At 71.0% G+C, this 22,739-nt stretch carries 27 protein-coding genes; 17 read left to right on the top strand and 10 right to left on the bottom strand.

Annotated elements, in window-relative coordinates:
• The first annotated feature begins 36 nt into the window (after nucleotides 1-36).
• Together ACFWA7_RS02390 and ACFWA7_RS02385 are read left to right on the top strand one after the other, a co-directional pair.
• Nucleotides 37-624 carry a DUF5819 family protein gene (locus ACFWA7_RS02390; protein WP_385820386.1) on the top strand — a complete coding sequence of 196 codons (588 nt, stop codon included), beginning with the start codon at nucleotides 37-39 and terminating at the stop codon, nucleotides 622-624.
• Nucleotides 614-1,741, top strand: coding sequence for an HTTM domain-containing protein (locus ACFWA7_RS02385; protein WP_385820384.1), 1,128 nt, complete (start codon nucleotides 614-616; stop codon nucleotides 1,739-1,741). The genes ACFWA7_RS02390 and ACFWA7_RS02385 overlap by 11 nt, the downstream gene beginning before the upstream one ends.
• A gap of 137 nt (nucleotides 1,742-1,878) precedes the next feature.
• On the opposite strand, the gene ACFWA7_RS02380 is transcribed toward ACFWA7_RS02385, so the two are convergent.
• The 4 genes from ACFWA7_RS02380 to ACFWA7_RS02365 all read right to left on the bottom strand — a co-directional run bounded on the left by ACFWA7_RS02380 (nucleotide 1,879) and on the right by ACFWA7_RS02365 (nucleotide 4,626).
• Entirely contained in the window at nucleotides 1,879-2,751 is an 873-nt protein-coding gene (locus tag ACFWA7_RS02380) for a helix-turn-helix domain-containing protein (protein WP_385535148.1), read from the bottom strand.
• Nucleotides 2,752-3,178: 427 nt separating this feature from the next.
• Complete coding sequence (locus tag ACFWA7_RS02375) at nucleotides 3,179-3,604, bottom strand: hypothetical protein (RefSeq protein WP_385820382.1); 426 nt, start codon at nucleotides 3,602-3,604, stop codon at nucleotides 3,179-3,181.
• Nucleotides 3,604-4,227, bottom strand: a complete 624-nt coding sequence (locus tag ACFWA7_RS02370; protein ID WP_385820380.1) for a hypothetical protein — start codon at nucleotides 4,225-4,227, stop codon at nucleotides 3,604-3,606. The genes ACFWA7_RS02375 and ACFWA7_RS02370 overlap by 1 nt, the downstream gene beginning before the upstream one ends.
• A gap of 228 nt (nucleotides 4,228-4,455) precedes the next feature.
• A complete protein-coding gene (locus tag ACFWA7_RS02365) occupies nucleotides 4,456-4,626 on the bottom strand; it encodes a DUF5670 family protein (protein ID WP_385535142.1) in 171 nt (56 codons plus the stop codon).
• A gap of 458 nt (nucleotides 4,627-5,084) precedes the next feature.
• Here ACFWA7_RS02365 and ACFWA7_RS02360 point away from each other — a divergent pair, with 458 nt between their 5' ends.
• From ACFWA7_RS02360 to ACFWA7_RS02340, 5 genes are all read left to right on the top strand, one after another.
• Nucleotides 5,085-5,267, top strand: coding sequence for a hypothetical protein (locus tag ACFWA7_RS02360; protein WP_385820378.1), 183 nt, complete (start codon nucleotides 5,085-5,087; stop codon nucleotides 5,265-5,267).
• Between the two features lie 654 nt (nucleotides 5,268-5,921).
• Nucleotides 5,922-6,188 carry an anti-sigma factor antagonist gene (locus tag ACFWA7_RS02355; RefSeq protein ID WP_385535138.1) on the top strand — a complete coding sequence of 89 codons (267 nt, stop codon included), beginning with the start codon at nucleotides 5,922-5,924 and terminating at the stop codon, nucleotides 6,186-6,188.
• Entirely contained in the window at nucleotides 6,185-6,850 is a 666-nt protein-coding gene (locus ACFWA7_RS02350) for a hypothetical protein (RefSeq protein ID WP_385820376.1), read from the top strand. Before ACFWA7_RS02355 ends, ACFWA7_RS02350 begins: the two co-directional genes overlap by 4 nt.
• Nucleotides 6,850-7,608 carry an ANTAR domain-containing protein gene (locus ACFWA7_RS02345; protein ID WP_385535134.1) on the top strand — a complete coding sequence of 253 codons (759 nt, stop codon included), beginning with the start codon at nucleotides 6,850-6,852 and terminating at the stop codon, nucleotides 7,606-7,608. The genes ACFWA7_RS02350 and ACFWA7_RS02345 overlap by 1 nt, the downstream gene beginning before the upstream one ends.
• Before the next feature lie 86 nt (nucleotides 7,609-7,694).
• Entirely contained in the window at nucleotides 7,695-8,411 is a 717-nt protein-coding gene (locus tag ACFWA7_RS02340; protein WP_385535132.1) for an ANTAR domain-containing protein, read from the top strand.
• 219 nt (nucleotides 8,412-8,630) lie between these two features.
• Here ACFWA7_RS02340 and ACFWA7_RS02335 read toward each other — a convergent pair whose 3' ends face one another.
• Nucleotides 8,631-9,464 (bottom strand): DUF1206 domain-containing protein, encoded by an 834-nt coding sequence (locus ACFWA7_RS02335; protein ID WP_385820374.1) that lies wholly within the window; start codon nucleotides 9,462-9,464, stop codon nucleotides 8,631-8,633.
• Nucleotides 9,465-9,589: 125 nt separating this feature from the next.
• Between ACFWA7_RS02335 and ACFWA7_RS02330 the strand changes: the two genes are divergently transcribed.
• Both ACFWA7_RS02330 and ACFWA7_RS02325 read left to right on the top strand, forming a co-directional pair.
• Nucleotides 9,590-10,933: a diacylglycerol/lipid kinase family protein gene (locus ACFWA7_RS02330; RefSeq protein ID WP_385820372.1), complete on the top strand. Its 1,344-nt coding sequence runs from the start codon at nucleotides 9,590-9,592 to the stop codon at nucleotides 10,931-10,933.
• Between the two features lie 155 nt (nucleotides 10,934-11,088).
• Nucleotides 11,089-11,742 carry a hypothetical protein gene (locus ACFWA7_RS02325; RefSeq protein WP_385820370.1) on the top strand — a complete coding sequence of 218 codons (654 nt, stop codon included), beginning with the start codon at nucleotides 11,089-11,091 and terminating at the stop codon, nucleotides 11,740-11,742.
• A 156-nt stretch (nucleotides 11,743-11,898) separates the two neighbouring features.
• On the opposite strand, the gene ACFWA7_RS02320 is transcribed toward ACFWA7_RS02325, so the two are convergent.
• The 5 genes from ACFWA7_RS02320 to ACFWA7_RS02300 form a co-directional block, all read right to left on the bottom strand.
• Nucleotides 11,899-12,252, bottom strand: a complete 354-nt coding sequence (locus tag ACFWA7_RS02320) for an ANTAR domain-containing protein (protein WP_385820367.1) — start codon at nucleotides 12,250-12,252, stop codon at nucleotides 11,899-11,901.
• A 178-nt stretch (nucleotides 12,253-12,430) separates the two neighbouring features.
• Entirely contained in the window at nucleotides 12,431-12,790 is a 360-nt protein-coding gene (locus tag ACFWA7_RS02315) for an ANTAR domain-containing protein (RefSeq protein WP_385535122.1), read from the bottom strand.
• Between the two features lie 79 nt (nucleotides 12,791-12,869).
• Nucleotides 12,870-13,139: a hypothetical protein gene (locus ACFWA7_RS02310; RefSeq protein ID WP_385820365.1), complete on the bottom strand. Its 270-nt coding sequence runs from the start codon at nucleotides 13,137-13,139 to the stop codon at nucleotides 12,870-12,872.
• Between the two features lie 804 nt (nucleotides 13,140-13,943).
• Nucleotides 13,944-14,234: an alpha/beta fold hydrolase gene (locus ACFWA7_RS02305; RefSeq protein WP_385820363.1), complete on the bottom strand. Its 291-nt coding sequence runs from the start codon at nucleotides 14,232-14,234 to the stop codon at nucleotides 13,944-13,946.
• Complete coding sequence (locus ACFWA7_RS02300) at nucleotides 14,216-14,734, bottom strand: alpha/beta fold hydrolase (protein WP_385820361.1); 519 nt, start codon at nucleotides 14,732-14,734, stop codon at nucleotides 14,216-14,218. Before ACFWA7_RS02300 ends, ACFWA7_RS02305 begins: the two co-directional genes overlap by 19 nt.
• Nucleotides 14,735-14,945: 211 nt before the next feature.
• Between ACFWA7_RS02300 and ACFWA7_RS02295 the strand changes: the two genes are divergently transcribed.
• From ACFWA7_RS02295 to ACFWA7_RS02260, 8 genes are all read left to right on the top strand, one after another.
• Complete coding sequence (locus ACFWA7_RS02295; RefSeq protein ID WP_385820430.1) at nucleotides 14,946-15,386, top strand: MarR family winged helix-turn-helix transcriptional regulator; 441 nt, start codon at nucleotides 14,946-14,948, stop codon at nucleotides 15,384-15,386.
• 233 nt (nucleotides 15,387-15,619) lie between these two features.
• Nucleotides 15,620-16,282, top strand: a complete 663-nt coding sequence (locus ACFWA7_RS02290; RefSeq protein WP_385820359.1) for a hydrolase — start codon at nucleotides 15,620-15,622, stop codon at nucleotides 16,280-16,282.
• A gap of 5 nt (nucleotides 16,283-16,287) precedes the next feature.
• Nucleotides 16,288-16,809, top strand: a complete 522-nt coding sequence (locus ACFWA7_RS02285) for a DoxX family protein (protein WP_385820357.1) — start codon at nucleotides 16,288-16,290, stop codon at nucleotides 16,807-16,809.
• A gap of 87 nt (nucleotides 16,810-16,896) precedes the next feature.
• A complete protein-coding gene (locus tag ACFWA7_RS02280; protein WP_385535113.1) occupies nucleotides 16,897-17,481 on the top strand; it encodes a Dps family protein in 585 nt (194 codons plus the stop codon).
• The gene (locus ACFWA7_RS02275; protein WP_385820355.1) at nucleotides 17,481-18,908 is read left to right on the top strand and encodes a dihydrolipoyl dehydrogenase family protein; all 1,428 of its coding nucleotides are present in this window, start codon (nucleotides 17,481-17,483) and stop codon (nucleotides 18,906-18,908) included. The genes ACFWA7_RS02280 and ACFWA7_RS02275 overlap by 1 nt, the downstream gene beginning before the upstream one ends.
• A 100-nt stretch (nucleotides 18,909-19,008) precedes the next feature.
• Complete coding sequence (locus ACFWA7_RS02270; RefSeq protein WP_385820353.1) at nucleotides 19,009-19,836, top strand: alpha/beta fold hydrolase; 828 nt, start codon at nucleotides 19,009-19,011, stop codon at nucleotides 19,834-19,836.
• Nucleotides 19,837-19,901: 65 nt separating this feature from the next.
• On the top strand, nucleotides 19,902-20,855 hold the full coding sequence (locus ACFWA7_RS02265; RefSeq protein ID WP_385820351.1) for an alpha/beta hydrolase: 954 nt from the start codon (nucleotides 19,902-19,904) through the stop codon (nucleotides 20,853-20,855).
• Nucleotides 20,852-22,738: an amidohydrolase gene (locus ACFWA7_RS02260; protein WP_385820349.1), complete on the top strand. Its 1,887-nt coding sequence runs from the start codon at nucleotides 20,852-20,854 to the stop codon at nucleotides 22,736-22,738. The genes ACFWA7_RS02265 and ACFWA7_RS02260 overlap by 4 nt, the downstream gene beginning before the upstream one ends.
• The last annotated feature ends 1 nt before the right edge of the window (nucleotide 22,739 follow it).

The following is a 22,739-nucleotide window of genomic DNA, read 5'->3' as shown; positions in this document are numbered from 1 at the left end:
CCGCCGGGCTTCCTGCAAGCTGTAACGAGTACTGCCGTGTTCCTCTGCCTGGCGACGACCCTGGTCCATGTGCTCCTGGTTTTTCTGCATGTGGCGCCCCCGAACCCGCTCTCACAGCAGTACAGCCGGCAAGTCAACGCATGGGTCTTCCCGCTGTTCGAGCAGAACTGGCGACTATTCGCCCCGGATCCGGAGTCCGTCAACCGGCAGATTTCGGCGAGGACCCAGCACACCGCCCCCGACGGAACCGTGCGGGTGAGCGGCTGGTTCGATCTGACCGCCGTGGACAATTCCGCGGTGGAGCACAACCCCTTCCCCAGCCATACGGCGCAGAACATGCTGCGGCGGGCATGGAGTTCCTACCTCGAAAACCACGTTGTCGACGACCAGCCGCGCTCACAGCGGGCGCTGATGATCGAGCGGTACCTGACCAACATCGCGTCGGATCGCGTCGCGGCCCACCGTGGCGGGAGCTTCGAGGCCATCCAGCTACGGGTGGTCACCGTGCCCATCGCCGCGCCGGCCCCGGCGGACGGTGCGGGCGCGGCCGCGGTCGCGCCGAGGACGGCCGATACGCGGTATCTGCCCTGGCGGAAGGTTGAGGTGGACTCCCATGGAAACTGAGCAGCTGCCCGCATCGCAGCCCCCGGCCGCCGAGAGGCCGGGGGCGGGCGCGCCGCACCGCGCAACCGACCGTGTCCGTGCGGCCCTCGACGTCCTGACCGAGCGGCCGGTCTCCCTGTACGCCGCCGCGGTCCTGCGCATCGGATACGGGTCTGTCTACCTTGTCTTCCTGCTGCGCGAGTTTCCGCACCGCAACGAGATCTGGGGTCCGGGATCACCGTGGACACCGGAACTGGCGAGGGAACTGTTCGACCAGACCGGATGGATCAGTATCCTCACCCTGTCCGACAACCGCGTCTACTTCGAGGCCTGTTACGCACTGGCCGTCGGCGTATCGGTACTGTTCGCCCTCGGCTGGCGGACCAGGGCGGTGTCCGTGCTGTTCGCGGTCGTGGTCGCGTCGTTCCACGGCAGGGCGATCTTCATGACCGACGGAGGAGACAACCTCATCCTCCTCATGGCCCTCTACCTCGTCCTCACCGCATGCGGCCGCCGCTGGTCCCTGGACGCACGCAGAACCCGGCTCCGGGCATGCGCGGGTGCTGCGGCGCGCCCGTCGGTGGAACGGACGGCGGATGGGCTACGGCGTCACCTCCGCGCTTCCCGGCGGACCCTGAGCGCCGTGCTGCACAACTGCGGGATGTTCGTCATCGCGGCCCAGGTCTGCTTCCTCTACGGGTCCGCGGGCCTGTACAAGGTGCAGGGCGGATCCTGGGGCAACGGGACCGCCCTCCACTACGTCCTGAACATCGACCTGTTCCGGCCATGGCCCGGACTCTCCCTCATGGCGGACGAGCACGACGTACTGATCGCCATCGCCTGCTACCTGACGGTGCTGTTGCAGGTCGCCTTCCCGTTCGTCCTGTTCGGGCGGCTCAAGTACCCGGTCCTGACCATGCTGTTGGGCATGCACCTGGGCATCGCGGTACTCATGGGGCTGCCCCTCTTCTCGGGCGCGATGATCATCGCTGACGCCGTGTTCCTGCCGGACCGCTTCTACCGGGCTCCGGGTCGGCTGTGGCGACGTACCGCTCGGGGAGCGGGTCCCGGAGGAACGGCGGACGCGCCCCGGACACCCCGTGCACTGGTACCCGCGCAGAGCGAACCGGGCGGCTGAGGCCGTGCCCGTCCTGGCCATCTCGCAGATACACGGGCGGACGTGGTCCGCCGCCCGCCCGGCGCCGGAGACTTCACGGCGCTGCCCCTGGGTGCACGGCCGAACGCACGTTCCGTACAGAGGGAGAGAACGACCTCTCAGGGGCGGCTCGCCGCGTCGATGTATGTCTTGGTGGCGTCGGCGATGAGGTCGCGGGTGCCGTCGGGGCTGAGGGCCTGGGCCTGGAGGTGGTCGTACAGCATGCTGAAGTGCTGCGTGTCGGATCGTTTCTCCAGGTAGAGGTCGCTGGTGAACCGCTCCAGGTACACCACTCCCGCGTCGGGGCTGTCGGCGAACTGCAGGATGGAGAACTGTCCTGACAGGCCGGGGTGGGCGCCCACCGCGTGGGGAAGTACCTGCACGGTGATGTGCGGCTCGGCGCCGAGTGCGTTCAGGTGCTCCAGTTGTTCGCGCATGATGTCGGGACCGCCGACGACGCGGCGCAGTACCGATTCGTCCAGGACGACCGACAGACGCAACGGGCGGGCCGGGTCGTAGATCCGGTGCTGACGGCGCAACCGCACCTTGAGGCGCGTGGCGGCCTGTTCGGCAGTGATCGGGGGGATCGTCTCCTCGATGACCGCGTGGGCGTAGGCGGGAGTCTGCAGCAGCCCGGGGATCACCATGGGCTCGAAGGTATGGAGGCAGGCGGCGTCCGTCTCCAGGGCGATATAGACGCTCTGGGGGATGTCGCCGTAGGCGTGCCACCAGCCTTGCTGTCCGGATTCCCTGGCCATCTGCATCAGAGCGTCGATGACCTGCTGGTCCGTCACTCCGTAGAGCGCGCACAGGTCGCGCACGTCGCGGGGGCTGATGGTGCGGTTGCCGTTCTCCAGGTGACTGATCTTAGGCTGGGAGACCATGAGCCGCTCGGCCACTTCGGTGCTCTTCAGTCCACTGCCCTGGCGGAGCCGACGGAGCTCGGCTCCCAGACGGCGTCTCCTGACGGTGGGATTGGTGTTCGCCGCCACGAGCGGTGTACCTCCGGCTCCAAGTCATCGTACTCGCCCGCAGATTGCCATGGGACGAGACCTGTTGACCGTGTGCCGTGCCGTCGTGTCGCGGAGCAGTCGAAACGGAATCTGCCGTTCTAATGTGCCTCACGGCAGGAACCGCCGGAGAAGTCCACGAGCTCCACCCGACAACGTGGTCCTGTTCAGAGGTGCCGGCTTCGCCCCACCCTGACGTGCACCCGGCTGTCCGGCGCTCTCGCCCCGCGAAGGTCCACGGCCGGCCGGTGCTCTCTTCGGCCCGGGGCGGGGAGGCCGTCTGGCCGGTGCGTCGCGGCCGCCGGTTGTCCGGCTGGTCACCGATCCGCCGGGAGGCGTGGCGGCCGGACGCGTGCCGCTGTGGGCCGGTGGTCCGCAGCAGCAGTTCAGGACGGATGGTCGCGATTGCTCAGATCGCCAGCAGCCGCTCCACGGTCTCCCGGTACTGCTGTAGGGCGACGCGTAGTTCCTCGGTCTCGGCTTGGGTGTCCTGGCTCTGCCAGTTCGCGCGGAGGGTGAGTTGGCGTTCGGCGAGGGCGTTCGTCAGGAGGGTGACCATCTGGCCGAAGGTGCCGTCGGCTTCCTCCACGGCGTGGCGCGGGCTGTCGACGAAGTTGCTGACGGCCTGCTGGAGGCGGACGGCCAGCTTGTCCCGTTCGCCCGTCGGGAGCAGCTGGTGTTCCGAGATCCGGGTACGGTCGGGGTCGGCGGAACCGGTGAACACGTCGCGCGGCGCCCGGGCCGATTCCGGTCCCGCTGCCTGCGGTGCGCGCTGCTCGGCGAGATCCGGGGTCTGGGCCTCGGGCTGCCTCGCGCGTTCGGAGTCGTACAGCATTACGTGCCACTTCCCTTCGTGTGGTGCCGGCCATGTGCGGTGGGTGCCCGGCCGTGGTCATCGGGGGGCTGTGAACGGTGCCGGTCCGAGTCGGCCGGCTCTTCGGTGGCCAGTGCGGCGAACAGGCCGCGGGCCTCGACCATGGCCTCGCGCATCTCTTCGGTGCCGCTCTGGCCGCGGACCGCGGCATGGACGCCGCGGTAGCCGTGGACCTGGCCCGCGTGGTGGACGGAGAGCGCGGCCAACTGCTCGTCGAACTGCTCACCGCTCGGGAATCCCCGGTCCTGGGCCAGCCGGGCCAGGAGCGCGTCGGCCTCGGTAACCGCCTTGTGCGGCGAGTCGACGAACTGCTCCTGGATCCGGGCCCATTGAGCGACGTACTGCTCGCGATCCTCGGGCGACAAGGGCCGCTCCTTGAGGGATCCGTACCGCCGCACGCGCTCGCCGAGTTCTTGGCCGGCGGCTTCGGTGTCGCCGTTGTGGCCGGCCAGGGCGTGGTCGTACTCGGGGCCGAAGCGCCGCTTCAGCCCACGGTTGTCACCGCGCCGGCCGAGCCCGATGAAGAGAACTGCGGCCGCGATCACGACCACCACGGCGATCACCACGATGGCGAACATCGACATGACGTTCCTCTCTGACTTCCGGCTCGTAGGCCGATCTGCTGCATGTGCGTCAGCTCCTGCCGACCGGTGCTTGTATCCGTGCCTGCCGGACGGCGCCCACCCGAGGTGGGCACCGGGCGTTCGTGGGTTTGGAAGTGCCCTTGGCCCGCTCGCGGATCCTCCCGGTGCCCGGGACGGCCCGGCGTATCCGCCGGGGGGGGGGAGGGCGCGGGGCGCCACCCCGTCCGACTACCGGCGGTTCCAGGCGTATCGGCGTCCGCCGCCGTTGCGGTGGTGGCGGGAGAAGCCGAGGATCCAGAAGACCAGCAGGACGGCCGCGACGATCCACAGGACGTGCATGGTGAAGCCGACCCCGAGCAGCAGCAGGACGAGCAGGAGAAGGAGAATGAGAACGATCATGGTGGGCCTCCAGCAGTTGCAGGGCCGCAAGCCCTGCTCTCCGCGAGGTCCAGGCGAAACAGAACGGGGGCGCGTCGCCCGGAAGTTCCGAGCGGCATAGCCCAACGCCGTGCCTGCCAGTCAACTCCGCATGACCGGCCCTGTCAACGCGAGCGGAATGCCGGCGCGTTCGCGAACGGGCGCGCAGAAGACCGGCGCTCGTGACGGCTCGGCGGCCACATCGTCCAGGGGTGCTGGTGGCAGTAAGTGATCCTTCCACCAGGACAGGCCCATCACCATGCGAACACTCGACGAGGAAGTGCGATCAAGCCGTTCCCACCCAGCGGGGTGCTCTGCGTGATCGAGGGATATTCTTCCGGATTCCGGTGCCTGATCGCAGTTTGGCGGGGAACACGACAGATAGCGGTGCTGCCACCGGGAACACCCGTGGTTCGCCGTTCAACGGCAGGAGAAGACAGATGCTGGCATTCGTGGCGGCCGTGCTCTTCGTTATCGCCTTCGTCATCCATGCAACCGAGACGTCGACCGAGATGGTCTTCAGCGCGACGAGCCTCATGCTCGTCGGGCTTGCCCTCCTCTCCGTGCACTCGGCCGGCGTGGGCTCCGGGTGGTCTCCCCGCGGCCGTGGCCGCCGACGCTGAGCGAGGTCTTCGGGTCCCCGCTCGATCTGCCGGACCGGTAGCCGAAGCCCCTGTACCACTCGTCGTCCTGGCGCGCGGCGCATGGTCTGAATCCGGGCCGCCGTGCGCGTCTCCGTGAGTGGACGTTGTTGCCCCGGCCCTCGCTGGTCTCTGCGGTTTCCTCCGCGGGCAGGTGCACGTCGTCGGCGGAGATGTTCACTTCCACGACTCCGTCAGCGATGGCCGTTGGCCGCGGGTCGCCGCCAGCTCCCCGGCTCCGGTCTTCAGCGTCGTGCCGAAAGACCTTGTGGCGCAACGGATATGCGCAGCAGGCACCGCCGAACACCGGCCGGGCGTCCAGCCCCTGAGAATGGTCACTTCCGGCCGCCTTCTGGTGCGGGATGGGGGCTATCCTGAGGTACGGACGCCCTGGACCCCGGCGGACCTGTTGTTGCTCGACACAGATGGCTGCCGGGAGCGGACCACTTCGTCCGGTCGCCCGGCGCATTCCTTGGAGGAACTGGGCGGTTCCCCTGGCCTGGTGGTCAGATTGTCGGCCCGCCTGTTCGCCTGCCTCCGCCCCATGCATGTCCCTGCCGGGAACGCCCCGAGAGGAGCCGGGTGTCAAGCTCCTCTCCGTGGCCCTGCCCGGCGGGCCTCTGGAACTGAGGCGTCATGCCCCTACCGCAGTTGAACGTCCACCGGCACCACGGAAAGACCAGCGCTCTGCTCACCCTGGCCGGTGAGATCGATCTGGAGACGGCGCCGCTGATGCGTGCGGCGCTGGAACGGTCCCTCCGGGGCGGCGTACGCACCATCGACATCGATCTCCCCCCTGCCACGTTCCGCGACTCCAGCGGCCGCAACGCCTTCATCGCCCCCGTGGCGTGTTTCGCGACATCGCATCGGCTCGCTCCCGCTGTCCCGGGCGGTGTGCTGTGAGGGTTCGGCCCCGGCGGGGGCAGTCACAGAAGTCCGCACTCGACGAGTCGTTCACCCCGAGCGCGGCGCCCCTGCGCCGGGTGAACCGCTGGCTGGTGGAGGACCTGCGCCAGGATCTGGCGGATCTGTACGTGGAGTCCTGTGAAACGGAGCCGGGCGAGGACTGCCGCAGTCGCAGCCGAGAGGACTTCCTGAACCGTCTCACCGGTGACATCCGTCGGCCGGGGTTCGCCATGGTGATCGCGGAGACGGACGGGCTGGTGGGATGCGCCTTCGGCTTCCCGGTGCGCAGCGAGGGCTTTCGGTGGCTGGGTTTCGACGGTGAGCTGCTCCGCAGCTTCGAGCAACTCACCGAATCCGACAGGGCCTTCGCCATCACCCACATCCTGGTCCGCCCGCACCCTCAGAGCCAGACCCTGGGCCGGCGTCTGCAGGAGCGCCTGCTGGACGACCAGCAGGCGTCGCTCGGCGCCACCTTGGTGGATCAGGCCGATCACCCGGCCCTCACTGCCTTCCGGGCCTGGGGGTGGCAGGACATCGGAGAGATCTGGAGGCCGACCGACCACACGATGTTCCGCGTGCTGGTCCTTCCCCTCGGAGAACGGACCGTGGCGAGGCTGGAGGGTCTCGCTCCCCAATCCTGGACGCGGTGGACCGGGTGATGCCGAACAGCCGGTCGTCCCGGATCCGTGTGCTGGTCGCCGAGCAGGCGGCCCGGCGTGGTGCCCGGGCCGGGGTGGTGGACGTGTGTACCGCGGCGGTGGCCTCTCTGCCGGTCGGTGGGGCCGGGGTTTCGGCGATGTACCGGACGGCGGCGAGCCATCCGCTGTGCAGTACCGATGACATCAGTGAGCAGCTGGAAGAACTACAGCTCGCTCTGGGCGAAGGGCCGTGTGTAGATGCCTTCACGCACGGTGCGGCCGTCCTGATATCCGACTTGCGGGCCGGCGAACTGCAGGACTGCTGGCCCGTGTTCGCCGGTGCTGCCCTGGAGGCCGGGGCGCTCGCGGTCTTCGCGCTCCCCCTGCAGATAGGGGCGATCAGCCCCGGGGTTCTGGACCTGTACGCCCAGGTCCCGGTCCGGTTGGACGCGGAGGAGCTGGCCGACGCCTTGGCTTTCGCTGATCTCGCGACTCTGGTCCTGCTCGACGCCCGGATCGATGAGACGGGCGCACCACCCGGCGACGGTGTGCCGAGCGGACACGCCGAGGATCTGGGCGGGTACCGGGCGGAGATCTCCCAGGCCACCGGCATGCTCACCGTCCAGCTGGGTGTCGGTGTCGAAGAAGCCTTCGTCCGGCTGCGCGCCCACGCCTATGCCCACGGGCGTCGGCTCACCGTCGTGGCCGCTGACGTGGTGGCCGGCCGGCTCCGCTTCTCCCGCGACGCGGAGCCGACCCAGTGCGACGAGGACACATGACGTCCTCGCCCGGGCCAGTGAACGCACCATGCGCCGAGGTTCCCGCCCGATTCCGGCAGGGCTAGTCTCCATAGAGGGTGTAGATGATGGATGAGCGACTCCTGGCCAAGACTTTCGTCGAGCTGGCGGACAATCTGGTCGCCGACTTCGACTTGATCGACTTCCTGCGCCTGCTGACCGACCGCTGCGTGGGGATGCTCGGTGCGAGCGCCGTCGGCGTGCTGCTCGCGGACCGTGACGGCGAACTCCGTGTGATGGCGGCCTCCAACGAACAGGTACGCCTGCTGGAGCTCTTCCAGCTCCAGAACGACGAAGGCCCCTGCTTGGAGTGCTTCCGCACCGGTAAGCCGGTGACTGTTCCCGACCTGCGCAAGGAGACCGACCGCTGGCCGCGCTTCGCCGTGCAGGCCGGGCTTCGCGGTTTCGGCGCGGTTCAGGCCCTGCCGATGCGGTTGCGCGACGAGGTCGTCGGCGCTCTCAATCTCTTCCGCTCCGCTCCCGGCCCCTTCGACCCACTCGGTACGCCCATCGCCCAGGCCCTGGCTGACGTCGCCACCATCAGCCTCCTGCAGCAGCGCACTACCCAGCGCACCACGGTCCTCAACGAGCAGTTGCAGACGGCGCTGAACAGCCGCGTCCTGATCGAGCAGGCCAAGGGCAAACTCGCCGAGCGCCAGGGCATCGACATGGAGCAGGCGTTCACCGCCCTGCGCGTCTACGCCCGCTCCCACAACCGCCGTCTGTCCGACGTGGCCCGCGCCTTCGTCGACGAAACCGAGCCCCTCGCCGGTCTGGCGTCCTGACCCATACCGCGAGGATTGTCGCCTGTTACCGGGGTGCCGCCAGCGTTGTGCGCCGGCGGTTCTGGTCGACGCGTCTTTGACCGAACTGCCCCGCATGGTTACTCCAGGCGCGGGCGGGGTCTCTGAGCTGTGAGCGGGGGTCCGGGTCCGGCCCTCCCGAAGGAGCCCCGGCGGGCCGGTCATGGACCTGGTGGTCGTTGCGGTCCTTGTTCACAGGGTTCACAGGCGGCGCCAGCGCGCGGAGGCGAACGAGAAGACTCCGAAGAGGATCAGGCCGACCGCGACGGCGACCAGGAGCCACGGGCCCGCCGGGGTGTGCGTGAAGCTGCGGAGCGTGGCGTCCATGCCTCTGGCCTCTTGTGCGTCGAAGCGGATGGCCGCGATCAGGATGAAGACGCCGGCCGCGGCGAACACCAAGCCGCGTGCCACGCCCCCGCCCACCCCCAGGCCGGTGACGACCTGCCAGGTCCGGTGGCTCATCGCGCCAAGGTCCAGCTGTCGCAGGAACTTGCGCATCGCCGCCCGTGTGGCGAGCACCGCACCGATGCCGATCAGGAGGCAGCCGCCGGCCCCCACCAGCACTTGGCCGTACGACAGCTTCAGCACCGACGCCGTCCAGTCCTGCGACTTCGCGTTGCCGCTGGAACCCTGGCCGCCACCGGCGGCGAACACCGCGGTTCCCCAGCAGACAGAGGCATAGAAGACCGCCCGGCCGCCGTCAAGGAGTCGCGAGGCGGTCTTCCGCGCGGGCCCCCTGCTGAGGACCGCGCGAGATCCCCGCCACAGCGCCATACAGCCGAAGCCGACGACCAGCGCCCACAGCATCACCTTCCCGAAAGGCTGCGCCGCGATCCGGTCCAGCGCCCCTTGGCGATCCGCCGACTCCCCGCCGCTCCCCAGGGCCATCTGAATGGCCAGGACGCCGATGAGGACGTACACGACGCCGCGCGCGACGAACCCCGCCCGGCCGGCGGCGGTCAGCGTCTCCTTCTCGGCGGCCCTGGCGGCGGAACCCCCACCCCGGCCCCTTCCTTGTGCCTGAGACGACGTCACGGGTCCTCCCCACAGCCTGGGGCGCGCGATGGCGCGTCCCAGGCCCCTGAGTGCCCCCGTGCGGAGGTCTGATGCGCGGCGCGGGCGGGCAGCCTGTTCACCGCCGACAGGGGTACTCGGCCGGCATGCGAACCCATGAACCGCGACTCGGCGAACGCACGAAGGTCGCCTCCTTGGCCGCGAAGAGCCTGACCGGCAACCGCAGCGCGCGCCGGGCCGCCTTGCGCGGCGCCGGCTCGCTTGCCCTCACTTCTGCCGCCGTCCGGGTTGCCGTCCAGGTGCTCGGCAGCCGCCGACCGCTCCGGCATCGGCCGAGCGGGGTGTCGTCGTCCCACCGCTCAGCCGGCGCTGCCGCCTTCGCGACGGCCGCCACTTTGGAGTCGCCCCGACTGGGAGCCGTCCTCATCCCCGCCGCGGCAGGCATCGCCGCCGCCCGCGTCCGATCGGGCGCGCATTCGCCCGCCCGCGTACTGGTGGACGTCGTGTTAGGCGTGGGGATGGCGGCGGCGACCTGCCGCTGGTGGCCGCGGCACCGCGACGAGCCCGCCGACAGCGCCCGGCCGGAACTCCCGATTCCGGCCCTTCCCTCCGGCGAGGGGCTGGTCGTGGTCGTCAACAGCGACGCCGGGAACGCGGTCCCCTCCGATGCCGAGCTGCGAACCCTCCTGCCCAAAGCGGACCTGCGGCTGTGCGAGGCGGGCGAGGACCTGCACACCGTGCTCCGGCAGGCCGCCGCGTACGTATCCGCACGCGGCGGCGCGCTCGGGGTCGTCGGGGGCGACGGCACCGTCAACGCGGCGGCCGTGCTGGCCGTCGACAGCCGTCTGCCGCTCGCGGTGTTCCCCGGCGGCACCCTCAACCACTTTGCCGCCGACCTCGGACTGCCGACCCTGAAGGACACCGCCGAGGCCGTGGAAGCAGGCCGTGGCGGAACCGTCGACCTCGGCCGTATCACCGGTGACGGCAACTGCACGTATTTCCTCAACACCTTCAGTATCGGCGTCTACCCCGAACTCGTCCGGGCCCGCGAAGCCCGCGAGACGTCTCTGGGCAAATGGCCCGCCCTCGCCGTCGGCCTGCTCCGCGTCCTCGCCGACGGCACACCCATCGACGTCACCGTTGACGGACAGCCCAGGCGGCTGTGGCTGCTCTTCGCCGGCAACAGCCGCTACGACCCGCCCGGCTTCGCCCCCTCCTACCGCCACACCCTGGACGACGGGCTGCTTGATGTCCGCATGGTCGACGGAAAGCACCCCTTCGCCCGCACCCGCCTCGTCGCGGCCTTCCTCACCGGCACCCTCGCCCGCTCCCGCGTCTACCAGGAGACCACCGCCGTCCGCCTGCGGATCGACGGTGTGGGAAAGGCAGGCGACTACACCCGCGACGGCGAAGTCAGCCCCGCCGCCGACACCCTCGTCCTCGACAAGAGGACCCGGACGCTCACCGTCTATCTGCCTGAGCGACACTGATCCAGTGCCATCACCAGTGCCATCAGCGGACGGCACCGCGGTGCCGGTTCCGGGGCTATGCTGCGGGGCAGACGCCCCAGACCCCGGCGGAGCACTGCCAGTTGGGCACCACGCCCGTCCTGCACGTCTGCCGGTCTCCTGAACCGAGGCGCCCCATGCGTACTCCGCAGCACCCGCACGAACCCGACAGTTCCCAGCCGTCCGCCATGGACGCCGTGCGCCTGCGCCGGCTGAACCGCTGGCAGGCCGAGGACCTGCGCGAAGACCTCGCGGACCTGTACGTGGAATCCTCCACGGCTCCATCCGGTGAGGAGTTCCACGGCCGACAGGAGTTCCTGCGCCGCCTGGCGGATGGCGTACAACAGCCGGGATTCGACATGCTGGTCGCCGAGGCCGAAGCGCTGGCCGGCTGTGTGTACGGAGTTCCCCTGGCGCGTGACGGTTCCTGGTGGCAGGGGTTCGACGGCCCCCTGCCCCAGAACCTTGAGCAGCTCACCGCGTCCGGACATGTCTTCGCGATCACCGAAACCGTCGTCCATCCGCATGAGCACGCGCGCGGGCTCGCCCGCCGCCTTCAGGAGCGCCTGCTCGCCGACCATCAGGCCTCGCTCGGCGTCACCCTGGCCGATCAGTCCGATCACTCGGCGTTTGCCGCGTTCGCAGCCTGGGGTTGGCAGGAGGTCGGACAGGTCCACCGGCAGCCGCCCGGACCAATAGCGTTACGTGTACTGGTCCTTCGGCTGGGAGAGCGTACGACAGAGCATCCCGACGGCCTGGCTCATAATGCCCGGACCCAGCGGCCCGAATAGCCGTGCCCGCCGGAAGCGACGCGTAGGGAGAGGCTTGCGGCACCTGTTCCGGATCCGCACGGCGGGTTACCCGGCAGGGGCGTCCGAGGTCGGCCCGGACGAAGGAACCGGAGAGTCGGGTTCATGGCTCCGGTGCCGCCCGCACCACACGAGTCATCACCCCCGGTCGTGGAGGCGCCTCAGCGCGTGGCGCAGTTCGCGTTGCATCGGCGCCGGGAGCGACTCGCCCTGTGCCGTGGCGACCAGGGCCGCAGCCACGTCCCGGAGCTTGACGTTGCAACGCTGCGACACATCCACCAGCAGACCCCAGGCCCTCTCACTGGAACACGGCGCCAGGGCCATCACCATGCCGCGCGCCTGGTCGATCACCGCACGGCTCGACAGGGCTCTGTTCAACTGATCGTTCTCGGCCCGCAGTTCGAGGACCGCGGCCACAAGAGCCGCATCCTGTGCCGAAGCCGCGGCCGTCCACATCCGCTGTTCGTCATAGGGCGTGATCGCTTGATGCATGGTGCCTACCTCGCAGCGCGGTGATGAGAGCCATGGCCTACGCCCCTTCGGGCACCACAAGCGGTCGGCGGCAGGCGAGTTGCCGCTCTCCAGCCGTGCCGGGCTCGTAGCACAGCCGTGGTGCTCGAAGATCGCTTCTTCGTCCTCGGCGGCAGGGCGTCGTCGGTCGGATTGCTGCTCATCGTCGGTCGGCCGCATGGAGCCGCCGCAGGGCGCGGCGCAACGCCCGGTGCATCGGCACGGGGAGCGGCTCGTCCTCCGTGGTGGCTACCAGGGCCAGGGCGACCTCTCGGAGCTTGAGATCGCACTGCCGCGCGACATCCACCAGCAGACCCCTGGCTGCCGTGCGGCGGCAGGGGGTCAGCACCATCACCATGCCGCATGCCTGGTCGACGAGCGCGCGGCCCGCCATCATCCGGCGCAGCCGATCGTTCTCGGTGCGCAGCGCGGTGACGTCCTGCTCTGGGGGTCCGCTTCCCCATGTGGCCTCGGCCATCAGGTTCCACCGCTCCTCTTGGACCGTGGTCGTCCGCTGCATGACAGGTACCTCTCGCCGAGTTCCTCGTGTCCGGCCCGGCTGACGCCACCCCGGAGTGTTCGGGCAGGTAATCCCCAGGTCATCCGTGGTGTTCGTGATCCCTGCGGTCCTGGCTGCTCCAGCGCCCTCGGCGCCGGCGTGGGTAGCGGCGGTCCCAGCGGTCCTGGCGATCCAGGTAGTCCCGGTACTCCCCGTACCCGGAATCGCCCCCACGTCCCCAGCTCCCGGTGCCGCCTCGGCCGTAGTGGACGAGCCCGAAGATCACCACGGCTGCGGCCACCCACCACAGGGGGTTGAGGAAGCCGAGCCCGAACAGGAGCACGAGGAGGATGATCAGCAGGGCGGACATGGCGGGCCTCCCGGGAACGGAATGGGCATCGCTGCCAGGGACCGGGGCCTCACCCAACAGCGTAGCCCTGCCCAAAGGTTCCGGATAGCTTGCGACGTCATCGCATATCTGTACGACGTAGACGGCCACTTGGCCTCTGGTCAGGAAACGCGGCGAGGGCTAGCGTGCGCGGTGCCGCCCCAGCCCCCGGCCGCGCCGAACAGCCGTCGCGCTCTCCAGGGGCGCACCGTGCGCATCGCTGCCGGAAGCTGCCGCGTCACGAGCGTGGCCGCTCCTGCCCCGCCCCTCGCCAGGTGATCCCGGCGCGGCCTCGATGCGTTCCAAGCGGGCAGCGATCTGCTGCCCGCCGCGTCGCACATATCCGACCACAGGCGGTACGCATGTACGCGCTGATCGTTCCGGCCTCGGCCCCCTTCGTCCTGCTCGCCACCGTCATGGGCCTTGCCTGGTGGGAGGACCGCCTTCTGTCACCGGCCGAGTCGGCCGAAGCCCCTGTCGAGACTCCGCTGACCCCGGCGGCCCCGGCCGTGCGACCCCCCAGCGTCGCGCGCTACGGCGATCACAAGCCATCAAGCCTTGGTCGGCTCGGGTCACGACCCGCCAACTGGTCGGCCAAATCGGGTCGGTCGTGCGCGGAATCGTTTCGCCGCTTCGGTGAGGTGAAGGGTTACGACGGGGATCGGCCGGCTGCCCCGGAACTGCCGCCGGTACCGCTGAAGCCACGGGGCGGGTGCGCCGACCTCGCCCCGCACCCGGCTCATCGCGGTGCGGAGCGAGAGAGGGCCCCCCAGGTCTCCCGCACGCCTAGCCCTCGTGGGCGTGGACCTCGCGCAGGAAGTCCACGAGGACCCGGGTGAATTCCTCCGGCCGCTCCATCGTCGTGTAGTGGCCGGCGCCGTCCAGCTCCGTGGTGCGGCCGTGGGGGACGGCGTCCATCAGGGCCGCGACGGTGTCGAGCAGACCGGGCACGTCGAGGGCGCCGTTGATGGCCAGGACGGGGATGGCGATGTCCTTGGCACGGGAGGCCAGGTCCTCGACCGGAACGAGGTGGTCCGGCTCGTCCGGGGTGTGCTTCATCAGGGTGTGCGTCGCCATCTCGCGGACGTGCGCCACGATCGCCGGATCGATCTCTTCGAGGCTGCGCCGCGGGCCCGCGACGCCGGATCGATCTCTTCGAGGCTGCGCCGCGGGCCCGCGATCCACTCGACGAAGCCGTCGAGGCAGCCCGGGAGATCTCCGCCGGCCGGTGCCGTGTGCTGCCGCTCGGCGACGGCGGCGGACCAGGGGTCGGTCAGGTCCGGCTCGCCCAGCCCGCGGCCGCTGACGACCAGGGCGCGCACCAGGTCCGGGTGCTCGACGGCCGTGTCCACGCCGATCATCCCGCTCATCGAGACGCCCACGAGTACGACCTGACGCAGCCCCAGGTGCCGCAGCAGGTCCGCCAGGTCGTCGGCCTGCCGGAACGGCTTGCTCGCGTTGACGGAACGGCCGTGGCCCCGGGCGCCGGGGGCGATGACCCGGTGGCCGAGGGCGGTGAGGCCCGGAATCAGGGTGTCGAACTGGGTACTGTCCGCGAAGCCGTTGTGCAGGAGCACCAGCACCTCGCCGTCACGGGCCCCTCGTCGCGGTAGGTGAGCAGGCCGTCAGTGGACTGGAAGGTCTCGAACATGATCTCCATTCATGACAGCCAAGGTGTCATGAATGGAGCGGAGATGGCAACCCGGTTGTCATGTGATGTGAGAGAGTGGTCCCGTGAGCGAGCCGACCTCCGTACCCCTGTCCCCCGACGAACTGCCGGGACGTCTCATGGAAGTCTTCGCGCTCGTCGGCCCGCTCTACCGCCGCGTACAGCGCCGGATCGAGCTGGGCGCCGCCCAGGACATCTCCGTGGGCGTGCGCGCCGTACTGGACCTGCTGCGCGAGAACGGCCCGATGACCGTGCCGCAGATGGGCCGGGCCCGGTCACTGAGCCGCCAGTTCGTGCAGCGGATGGTCAACGACGCCGCCGAGAGGAAGCTCGTCGAGAGCATTCCGAACCCCGCGCACCAGCGCTCCTCGCTGATCCGGCTGACCGACGAGGGCCACGCGGTGATCACCGCCGTGACCGCTCGTGAGTACGCCCTGCTGCGCCAGGCCGGCGGCGGCCTCAGCGATGCCGACATCGCCGCCTGTGTCCGGGTGCTCGGCCGGATGCTGGAGCTCTTCGACGACGTCGACGTCTCCAACTCCGGGCCGCCGCCCTGCTAGGGCCTGTCGTCGAATTCCCGCCTGCCGCGCGACGCCTGGCACGCGGGCGGGTGCGCTGAGCCGGGGCCGACCTCGTGCCGGACCGGGGGCGCGGTCCTGAGCGGGTAGTGCGCTGTCGTGCCGACTCCTGGGCACGGGGAGCAAAGTCGACCGGTCGCGCCGGACCTACTTTCGGGGTGTGCCCGTCCGTGAACGCGGCGGGCGCGCTATCGACTGCCCCGAAAGGACCCCTCATGTTCGACATCACCAAGGTGCAGGCCGCCCCGAGTTCGGACCTCCTCACGCCCGACAACGCGGTCATGCTCTTCGTGGACCACCAGCCGCAGATGTTCTTCGGCACCGGCAGCGGCGACCGCGCCGCGATCATCAACAGCACCGTGGGTCTCGCCAAGGCGGCCGAGGCGTTCGACGTGCCGGTTGTCCTGACCACGGTCGCCGCGGAGTCGTTCTCCGGGCCCCTGCTGCCGCAGCTCGCCGAGGTGTTTCCCGAGCACGAGGTCATCGACCGCACGACGATGAACGCCTGGGAGGACGAGGCGCTGGTGGCGGCCGTCAAGGCGACCGGGCGCAAGAAGATCATCCTGTCGGGTCTGTGGACCGAGGTCTGCCTGGTGCTGCCCGCGTTGTCCGCGCTGGAGCAGGGTTACGAGGTGTACGTCGTCTCCGACGCCTCCGGCGGCGTCAGCCCGGCCGCCCACGAGCACGCGCTGCAGCGGATGATCGCCGCCGGGGCGGTCCCCGTGACCTGGGTGCAGGTCCTGCTGGAGCTCCAGCGCGACTGGGCGCGCACGGAGACGTACGGCGCGGTCATGGAGATCGTCAAGGCGCACGCGGGCGCCTACGGCCTGGGCGTCGTCTACGCGCAGAGCGTCATCGGCGCGCACGCGGCGGGCTGACCGCCTTGGACACCGGAATTCTGATCCTGCGTCTGCTGGTGGGGCTGCTCGTCGCCGCCCATGGCGTGCAGAAGGTGAGCTCGCATCTGGGCGGCAGCGGGCTGGAGGGCGGCACGGAGGAGTTCCGCGACGACGGCTTCCGCGGCGGAGTCCTCACCGCCCTGGCGGCGGGCGGTGGCCAGATCGGATCGGGTCTGCTGCTCGCCGCGGGCTTCCTGACCCCGCTCGCCGCGACCGGGACCATCGGGGTCATGACGGTCGCGCTCACCGTGAAATGGCACAACGGCCTCTGGGTGCAGCACGACGGATACGAGTACCCGCTCTTCCTCATCGGCGCCGCCACCGCTCTCGCCGCCACCGGACCCGGTGACTGGTCCCTCGACGCGGTCCTCGGCCTCACGCCGTACCCGCTCTGGTGGGCGGCCCTCGCGCTCGTGGCCGGCCTCGGCAGCGGGCTGCTCACCCGGCTCGTACTGCACCGGCCGGCCCCGCCGGCCCCGCACACCGCGGCCACCGCCGGGCGCTGAGCACGCGCCCCCAAAGACCGGGTCCGGCCGCTCCGCACCCCCGAACGGACGGCCGGGCCCTTCCACTTCTCCTACCAGGAGCACCTGATGGAAACCACCACCACCGCGCCCCCGCACGGCGGCGGCCAGCCGCTGCTGCACCAGAAGGGCGCCGAGACCCAGGCGTTCGGCACGCTCAAGCAGCTGCCGATCGGCCTCGGCCACGACACCCGCATGTACGCCTGCCAGCGGCTGAACCGCGTACTCGCCGACACCCAGATCCTGTACTCCCTCTACAAGAAGCACCACTGGCTCATGCGCGGGGCGACCTTCTACTCGCTCCACCTCATGCTGGACAAGCACGCGGAGGCCCAACTGGCCGTCGTGGACGCGCTGGCCGAGCGGATCCAGAGCCTCGGCGGCGTCGCGGTCTCGGACCCGCGCCACGTCGCGGAGCTGACGGCCGTTCCGCGGCCGCCGGACGGCGTGGAGGAGGTCCCCGTCATGCTGTCGCGGCTCCTCGACGCCCACGAGCGGATCCTGATCGACGCCCGGGACGCCGCCGCCCGGATCTCGGCGGAGGGCGACGAGGGCAGCACCGACCTGCTCGTGTCCGAAGTCATCCGCACCGGCGAGGCGCAGGTGTGGTTCCTGGCCGAGCACCTCGTGGACACCCCGCTGGTGCGCGCCTGATGGACGACACGTACGACGTCGTGGTGGTCGGCGCGGGGCCGGGCGGCGAGGTCGCCGCCGACCGGATCGTCCGGGCCGGACTGACCGCCGTCGTCGTCGAGGCCGAGGCCGTCGGCGGCGAGTGCTCCTACCGCGCGTGCATCCCGAGCAAGGCCCTGCTGCGGCCCGGCGCGGCCCGGGAGGCCGCGCGGTCGGTGGACGGGGCCCGGCAGGCGGTAACGGCGGTACTCGACCCGGCACTTGTCCTGGCCCGCCGCGACCGGTTCACCGGCCGCGGCGACGACAGCGGCCAGGCCGACTGGCTGAACGGCGCCGGCATACCCCTCGTACGAGGGCACGGAAGGCTCGCCGGAGTGCGCCGGGTCGACGTGACCGGTACGGACGGCACGGTCCGCACCCTGCGGGCCCGGCTCGCGGTCGTCCTCAGCACCGGGACGGAACCCGCGCTGCCGCCGGTCGAAGGGCTCGACCGGATCGGTGTGTGGACCAACCGGCAGGCCACCACGGCCGATGCGGTGCCCGGGCGGCTCGTCGTCATCGGCGGGGGAGTGGTGGCCTGCGAGATGGCCACCGCGTGGCGCTCGCTCGGCTCCTCCGTCACCCTGCTCGTCCGCGACCGGGGCCTGCTGAGCGGCTGGGAGCCGTGTGCCGGCGAAGAGGTCACCCGGGGTCTGACCGCTCTCGGCGTCACGGTCCGCTTCGGGGTCTCGGCCACCCGGGTCGCCCGCGACGAGACCACCCGTACCGTGACCGTGGAGACCGACGACGGTGCCGCCCTCGTCTGCGACGAGGTGCTGGCCGCCACCGGCCGCCGCCCGCGGACCACGGACCTCGGCCTGGACACCGTCGGCCTGCCGGCCGGTGACTGGCTCCCGGTCGACGAGACCTGCCGGGTCACCGCCCTCGACGGCGACTGGCTCTACGCGGTGGGCGACGTCAACCACCGTGCGCCGCTGACCCACATGGCCAAATACCAGGCCCGCGCCTGCGCCGCGGCGATCGCCGAGCGAGCCGCGGGTCGCCCGGCCGACACCGGCCGACGACAGGCCTGGAGCGCGGAGGCCGACCAGTTCGCCCTCCCGCAGGCCGTCTTCACCCACCCCGAGGTCGCGAGCGTCGGTCCGACCGAACGCGCGGCGCGCGAAGCGGGTCTCGCGGTACGTGCGGTGGAGTACCGCATCGACGACGTCGCCGGTGCCGCGCTCCACGCGGACGACTTCCGGGGCCGCGCCAAGCTCGTCGTCGACGAGACCCGGGGAGTCGTCGTCGGCTGCACGCTCACCGGCCCGATGGCGACCGAACTCATCCACACGGCGACCGTCGCCATCGTGGGCGAAGTCCCGCTCGAACGTCTGCGGCACGCCGTCCCCGCCTTCCCGACGGTGAGCGAGGTCTGGCTGCGGCTGCTGGAGGCGTACGGCCTCTGAGGCGCGCTCCGCCCGTCCATCCGATGCACCCGCACAAGTGCACCCGCACAAGTGCACCCGCACAAGTGCACCCGCACAAGCACCCGACAAGGAACCGCAGATGCCTCCCACGAAGCGCACCCTCGCGCTCTCCCTCGCCCTGACCGCGGCGCTGGCCTCCCTGATCGGCGCCGCACCCGCGAGCGGCTCGCACGCCGCCGGAACCGACCGGCACGCTCCCCGGCCCACCGTCGTCCTGGTCCACGGGGCGTTCGCCGACGCCTCCAGCTGGAGCGGCACGATCAGGCGGCTGCGCCGCGCCGGCTACCCCGTCGTCGCCGTCGCCAACCCGCTGCGCGGTCTCTCCGACGACACCGCCTACCTCCGGAGTGTGCTCGCCACCGTCGACGGCCCTGTCGTCCTGGTCGGCCACTCGTACGGCGGCGCCGTCATCAGCGGTGCCGCCGCGGGCGACAGCCGGGTGAAGGCCCTCGTCTACATCGCCGCGTTCACCCCGGACAAGGGCGAGAGCGCGGCCCAGCTGGCCGCCAAGTTCCCCGGCTCCACCCTCGGCGGGGCGGTCAACCCCCGGCCGTACCCGCTGTCCGGCGGCGGCACCGGCACCGAACTCGTCATGGACCAGGTGAAGTACCGCCACCAGTTCGCCGCCGATGTCTCCGCTGCCGACGCGGCGGTCATGGCCGCGACCCAGCGCCCGGTCTCCACCCTCGCGCTGGAGGAGAAGGCCCGGGACGCGGCCTGGAAGACGATCCCGTCGTGGGCGCTGATCGCCACCGCCGACAAGAACATCCCGCCGGCGGCCGAGCGGTGGATGGCCCGGCGCGCGGGCTCGCACACCACCGAGGTGGACGCGTCGCACGCCGTGCCCGTCTCCCGCCCGGCCGTGGTCACCGACGTGATCCTCGACGCCGCGCGCACCACCCGCTGACCACCCCCCCGGTACACCCCCGTACACCCCCGTAAACCCCCGTACACCTCGAAGGAGAACCCCTCATGCCGAACCCGCCGACCCTCGAACCCGCCGCCCAGGCCTTCGCCGATGCCACCGCGCAGCCGCCGTTCCTCTACCAGATCCCCGTGGCCGACGGCCGCAAGGCGGTGGACGACGTCCAGAGCGGTGACGGTGTCCCGCTGCCCGCCGTCGACGAGGAACGGGTCACCGTCTCCGGCGGCCCGACCGGCGACGTCCGCGCCCGGATCGTCCGCCCGCGCGGAGCCACCGGCCCCCTCCCCGTCATCCTCTACATCCACGGCGCGGGCTGGGTCTTCGGCAACGCGCACACCCACGACCGGCTGGTGCGCGAACTCGCCGTCGGCACCGGGGCGGCCGTCGTCTTCCCCGAGTACGACCTCTCGCCCGAGGCCCGCTACCCCGTCGCCATCGAGCAGAACTACACCGTCGCCCAGTGGATCGCCCGCGAGGGACACCACAAGGACCTCGACGGCACCCGGATCGCCGTCGCGGGCGACTCGGTCGGCGGGAACATGACCGCCGCCCTCACCCTCATGGCCAAGCAGCGCGGCGACGTCCGCCTCACCCAGCAGGTCCTCTTCTACCCGGTCACCGACGCGGGCTTCGACACCGAGTCGTACCACCTCTTCGCCGAGGGCTACTTCCTGCGGCGCGACGCCATGAAGTGGTTCTGGGACCAGTACACGACCGAGGAGGCCGAGCGCGCCCAGATCACCGCCTCGCCGCTGCGTGCCACCACCGAGCAGCTGACCGGCCTGCCGCCCGCGCTGGTCGTCACCGCCGAGGCCGACGTCCTGCGCGACGAGGGCGAGGCGTACGCGGCGAAGCTCCGCGCAGCCGGAGTGCCCGTCACCGCCCTGCGCGTCCAGGGGGTCATCCACGACTTCGTCATGCTGAACGCGCTGCGCGAGACGCGGGGCGCCGAACTCGCCATCGGCGTCGCCATCGACACCCTGCGCAAGGCCCTGGCATGACCGGGCCGTCGACGAGCATGCCGGTGGCGGGCGTCGTTCCCGCCGCGCGGCAGGCCGAGGCGCAGGCCGACCTCCTCGTCCGCAACGCGAAGGTGTTCACGGGTGACCCCGCCCGTCCCGAGGCCCGTGCCGTCGCGATCCGCGACGGCCGGGTCGCGGCCCTCGGCGACGACCACGACCTCGCCCACCTCGTCGGGCCGGGAACCAGGGTCGTCGACGCCCTCGGCCGCAGGGTGATCCCCGGCCTCAACGACTCCCATCTGCACGTCATCCGGGGCGGCCTGAACTACGTCCTGGAGCTGCGCTGGGACGGGGTGCGCAGCCTCCGCCACGCGCTCGCCATGCTGCGCGAGCAGGCCGGCCGCACCCCCAAGGGGCAGTGGATCCGGGTCGTCGGGGGCTGGACCGCCGAACAGTTCGCCGAGCGCAGGATGCCGACCGTGGCCGAGCTGAACGCGGCCGCCCCCGACACCCCGGTGTTCGTCCTGCACCTGTACCAGTCGGCCCTGATGAACCGGGCCGCCGTGCGGGCCGCCGGATTCACCCGCGACACCCCCGACCCGCGCGGCGGACAGATCGTCCGGGGCCGGGACGGCGAACCCACCGGGGTCCTTCTCGCGGCGCCGAGCGCGCTCATCCTGTACTCGACCCTGGCCAAGGCACCCGCCCTCGACGAGGCCGACAAGCGCACCTCGACGCGGCACTTCCTGCGTGAGCTGAACCGCTTCGGGCTGACCTCCGCGGTCGACGCCGCCGGCGGGTTCCAGAACTTCCCCGACAACTACGCCACGGTCGTCGACCTCGCCGGGGCCGGGGAGCTGTCCCTGCGGATCGCCTACCACCTCTTCCCGCAGACGGCCGGCCAGGAGCTCGCCGACCTGAAGCGCTGGACCGAGATGGTCAAGCCCGGGGACGGGGACGAGTGGCTCCGGCTGAACGGCGCCGGCGAGAACCTGACCTGGGCCGCCGCCGACTTCGAGAACTTCTCCGAGCCCCGTCCCGAGCTCGCCGCGGGGTACGAGGCCGAGTTCGAGCAGGCCGTCCGGCTCCTGATGGAGAACGGCTGGGGCTTCCGGCTCCACGCGACCTACGACGAGACGATCCGCCGCGACCTGGCCGTCTTCGAGAAGCTCGCGGCGGACGGGTTCTTTCCCGGCGACAACCGCTGGCTCTTCGACCACGCGGAGACCGTCTCGGCCGCCAGCCTGGACCGCATCGCGGCCCTCGGCGGCGCCCTCTCGGTCCAGAACCGCATGTCCTTCCAGGGCACCGCCTTCCGCGACCGCTACGGCGCCGAGGCCGCCGCCCACGCCCCGCCGGTCGGAGCCATGCTCGACCGGGGCCTGACCGTCGCCGCCGGAACCGACGCCACCCGCGTCTCCTCGTACAACCCGTGGGTCGCGCTCCACTGGCTGGTGACCGGGCGCACCGTCGGCGGCACCGCGCTCTGCCCGGCCGGGAACCTGATCAGCAGGGAGACCGCCCTCGGCCTGTACACCCGGGGCGGCGCGCGGCTCACCGGCGAGCAGGACGTCAAGGGGCGGCTGCGGGAGGGCTGTTACGGCGACCTCGCGATCCTTTCCGACGACTTCCTCACCGTGCCCGAGGCCGCCATCCCCGACATCGAATCCGTACTCACCGTGGTCGGCGGCCGCATCGTCTACGCGAGTGCGGAGTACGAGGGGCTCGACGAGGCCGTCCCGCCGGTCAGCCCGCAGTGGAGCCCCGTGGCCCACTTCGGCGGCTACCAGGGGGGTGCCCGCCAGGCCTCGCTCGTGGCGGAGGCCGTCGCCGAGTCCGAGCAGCAGCGCCGGTGGCGCGTCGCCCGCGGCTCCGCTCCCGAGACACCTCCGCCGTTCATCGACCCCTGCTTCGCGCACTGAA

The organism is Streptomyces sp. NPDC059994, assembly GCF_042737755.1.
In the GTDB taxonomy this organism is placed as follows: domain Bacteria; phylum Actinomycetota; class Actinomycetes; order Streptomycetales; family Streptomycetaceae; genus Streptomyces.
Note: the sequence above shows the minus strand (reverse complement) of the source record. Positions and strands in the feature narration are given on the sequence as shown.

Coding starts and splice junctions, on each gene's coding strand:
- ACFWA7_RS02385 (WP_385820384.1), top strand. CDS start 614: ATGGAAACTGAGCAGCTGCCCGCATCGCAGCCCCCGGCCGCCGAGAGG.
- ACFWA7_RS02375 (WP_385820382.1), bottom strand. CDS start 3,604: ATGCTGTACGACTCCGAACGCGCGAGGCAGCCCGAGGCCCAGACCCCG.
- ACFWA7_RS02370 (WP_385820380.1), bottom strand. CDS start 4,227: ATGTCGATGTTCGCCATCGTGGTGATCGCCGTGGTGGTCGTGATCGCG.
- ACFWA7_RS02365 (WP_385535142.1), bottom strand. CDS start 4,626: ATGATCGTTCTCATTCTCCTTCTCCTGCTCGTCCTGCTGCTGCTCGGG.
- ACFWA7_RS02360 (WP_385820378.1), top strand. CDS start 5,085: ATGCTGGCATTCGTGGCGGCCGTGCTCTTCGTTATCGCCTTCGTCATC.
- ACFWA7_RS02355 (WP_385535138.1), top strand. CDS start 5,922: ATGCCCCTACCGCAGTTGAACGTCCACCGGCACCACGGAAAGACCAGC.
- ACFWA7_RS02345 (WP_385535134.1), top strand. CDS start 6,850: ATGCCGAACAGCCGGTCGTCCCGGATCCGTGTGCTGGTCGCCGAGCAG.
- ACFWA7_RS02340 (WP_385535132.1), top strand. CDS start 7,695: ATGGATGAGCGACTCCTGGCCAAGACTTTCGTCGAGCTGGCGGACAAT.
- ACFWA7_RS02330 (WP_385820372.1), top strand. CDS start 9,590: ATGCGAACCCATGAACCGCGACTCGGCGAACGCACGAAGGTCGCCTCC.
- ACFWA7_RS02325 (WP_385820370.1), top strand. CDS start 11,089: ATGCGTACTCCGCAGCACCCGCACGAACCCGACAGTTCCCAGCCGTCC.
- ACFWA7_RS02320 (WP_385820367.1), bottom strand. CDS start 12,252: ATGCATCAAGCGATCACGCCCTATGACGAACAGCGGATGTGGACGGCC.
- ACFWA7_RS02315 (WP_385535122.1), bottom strand. CDS start 12,790: ATGCAGCGGACGACCACGGTCCAAGAGGAGCGGTGGAACCTGATGGCC.
- ACFWA7_RS02310 (WP_385820365.1), bottom strand. CDS start 13,139: ATGTCCGCCCTGCTGATCATCCTCCTCGTGCTCCTGTTCGGGCTCGGC.
- ACFWA7_RS02305 (WP_385820363.1), bottom strand. CDS start 14,234: ATGGCGACGCACACCCTGATGAAGCACACCCCGGACGAGCCGGACCAC.
- ACFWA7_RS02295 (WP_385820430.1), top strand. CDS start 14,946: ATGGAAGTCTTCGCGCTCGTCGGCCCGCTCTACCGCCGCGTACAGCGC.
- ACFWA7_RS02290 (WP_385820359.1), top strand. CDS start 15,620: ATGTTCGACATCACCAAGGTGCAGGCCGCCCCGAGTTCGGACCTCCTC.
- ACFWA7_RS02280 (WP_385535113.1), top strand. CDS start 16,897: ATGGAAACCACCACCACCGCGCCCCCGCACGGCGGCGGCCAGCCGCTG.
- ACFWA7_RS02275 (WP_385820355.1), top strand. CDS start 17,481: ATGGACGACACGTACGACGTCGTGGTGGTCGGCGCGGGGCCGGGCGGC.
- ACFWA7_RS02270 (WP_385820353.1), top strand. CDS start 19,009: ATGCCTCCCACGAAGCGCACCCTCGCGCTCTCCCTCGCCCTGACCGCG.
- ACFWA7_RS02265 (WP_385820351.1), top strand. CDS start 19,902: ATGCCGAACCCGCCGACCCTCGAACCCGCCGCCCAGGCCTTCGCCGAT.
- ACFWA7_RS02260 (WP_385820349.1), top strand. CDS start 20,852: ATGACCGGGCCGTCGACGAGCATGCCGGTGGCGGGCGTCGTTCCCGCC.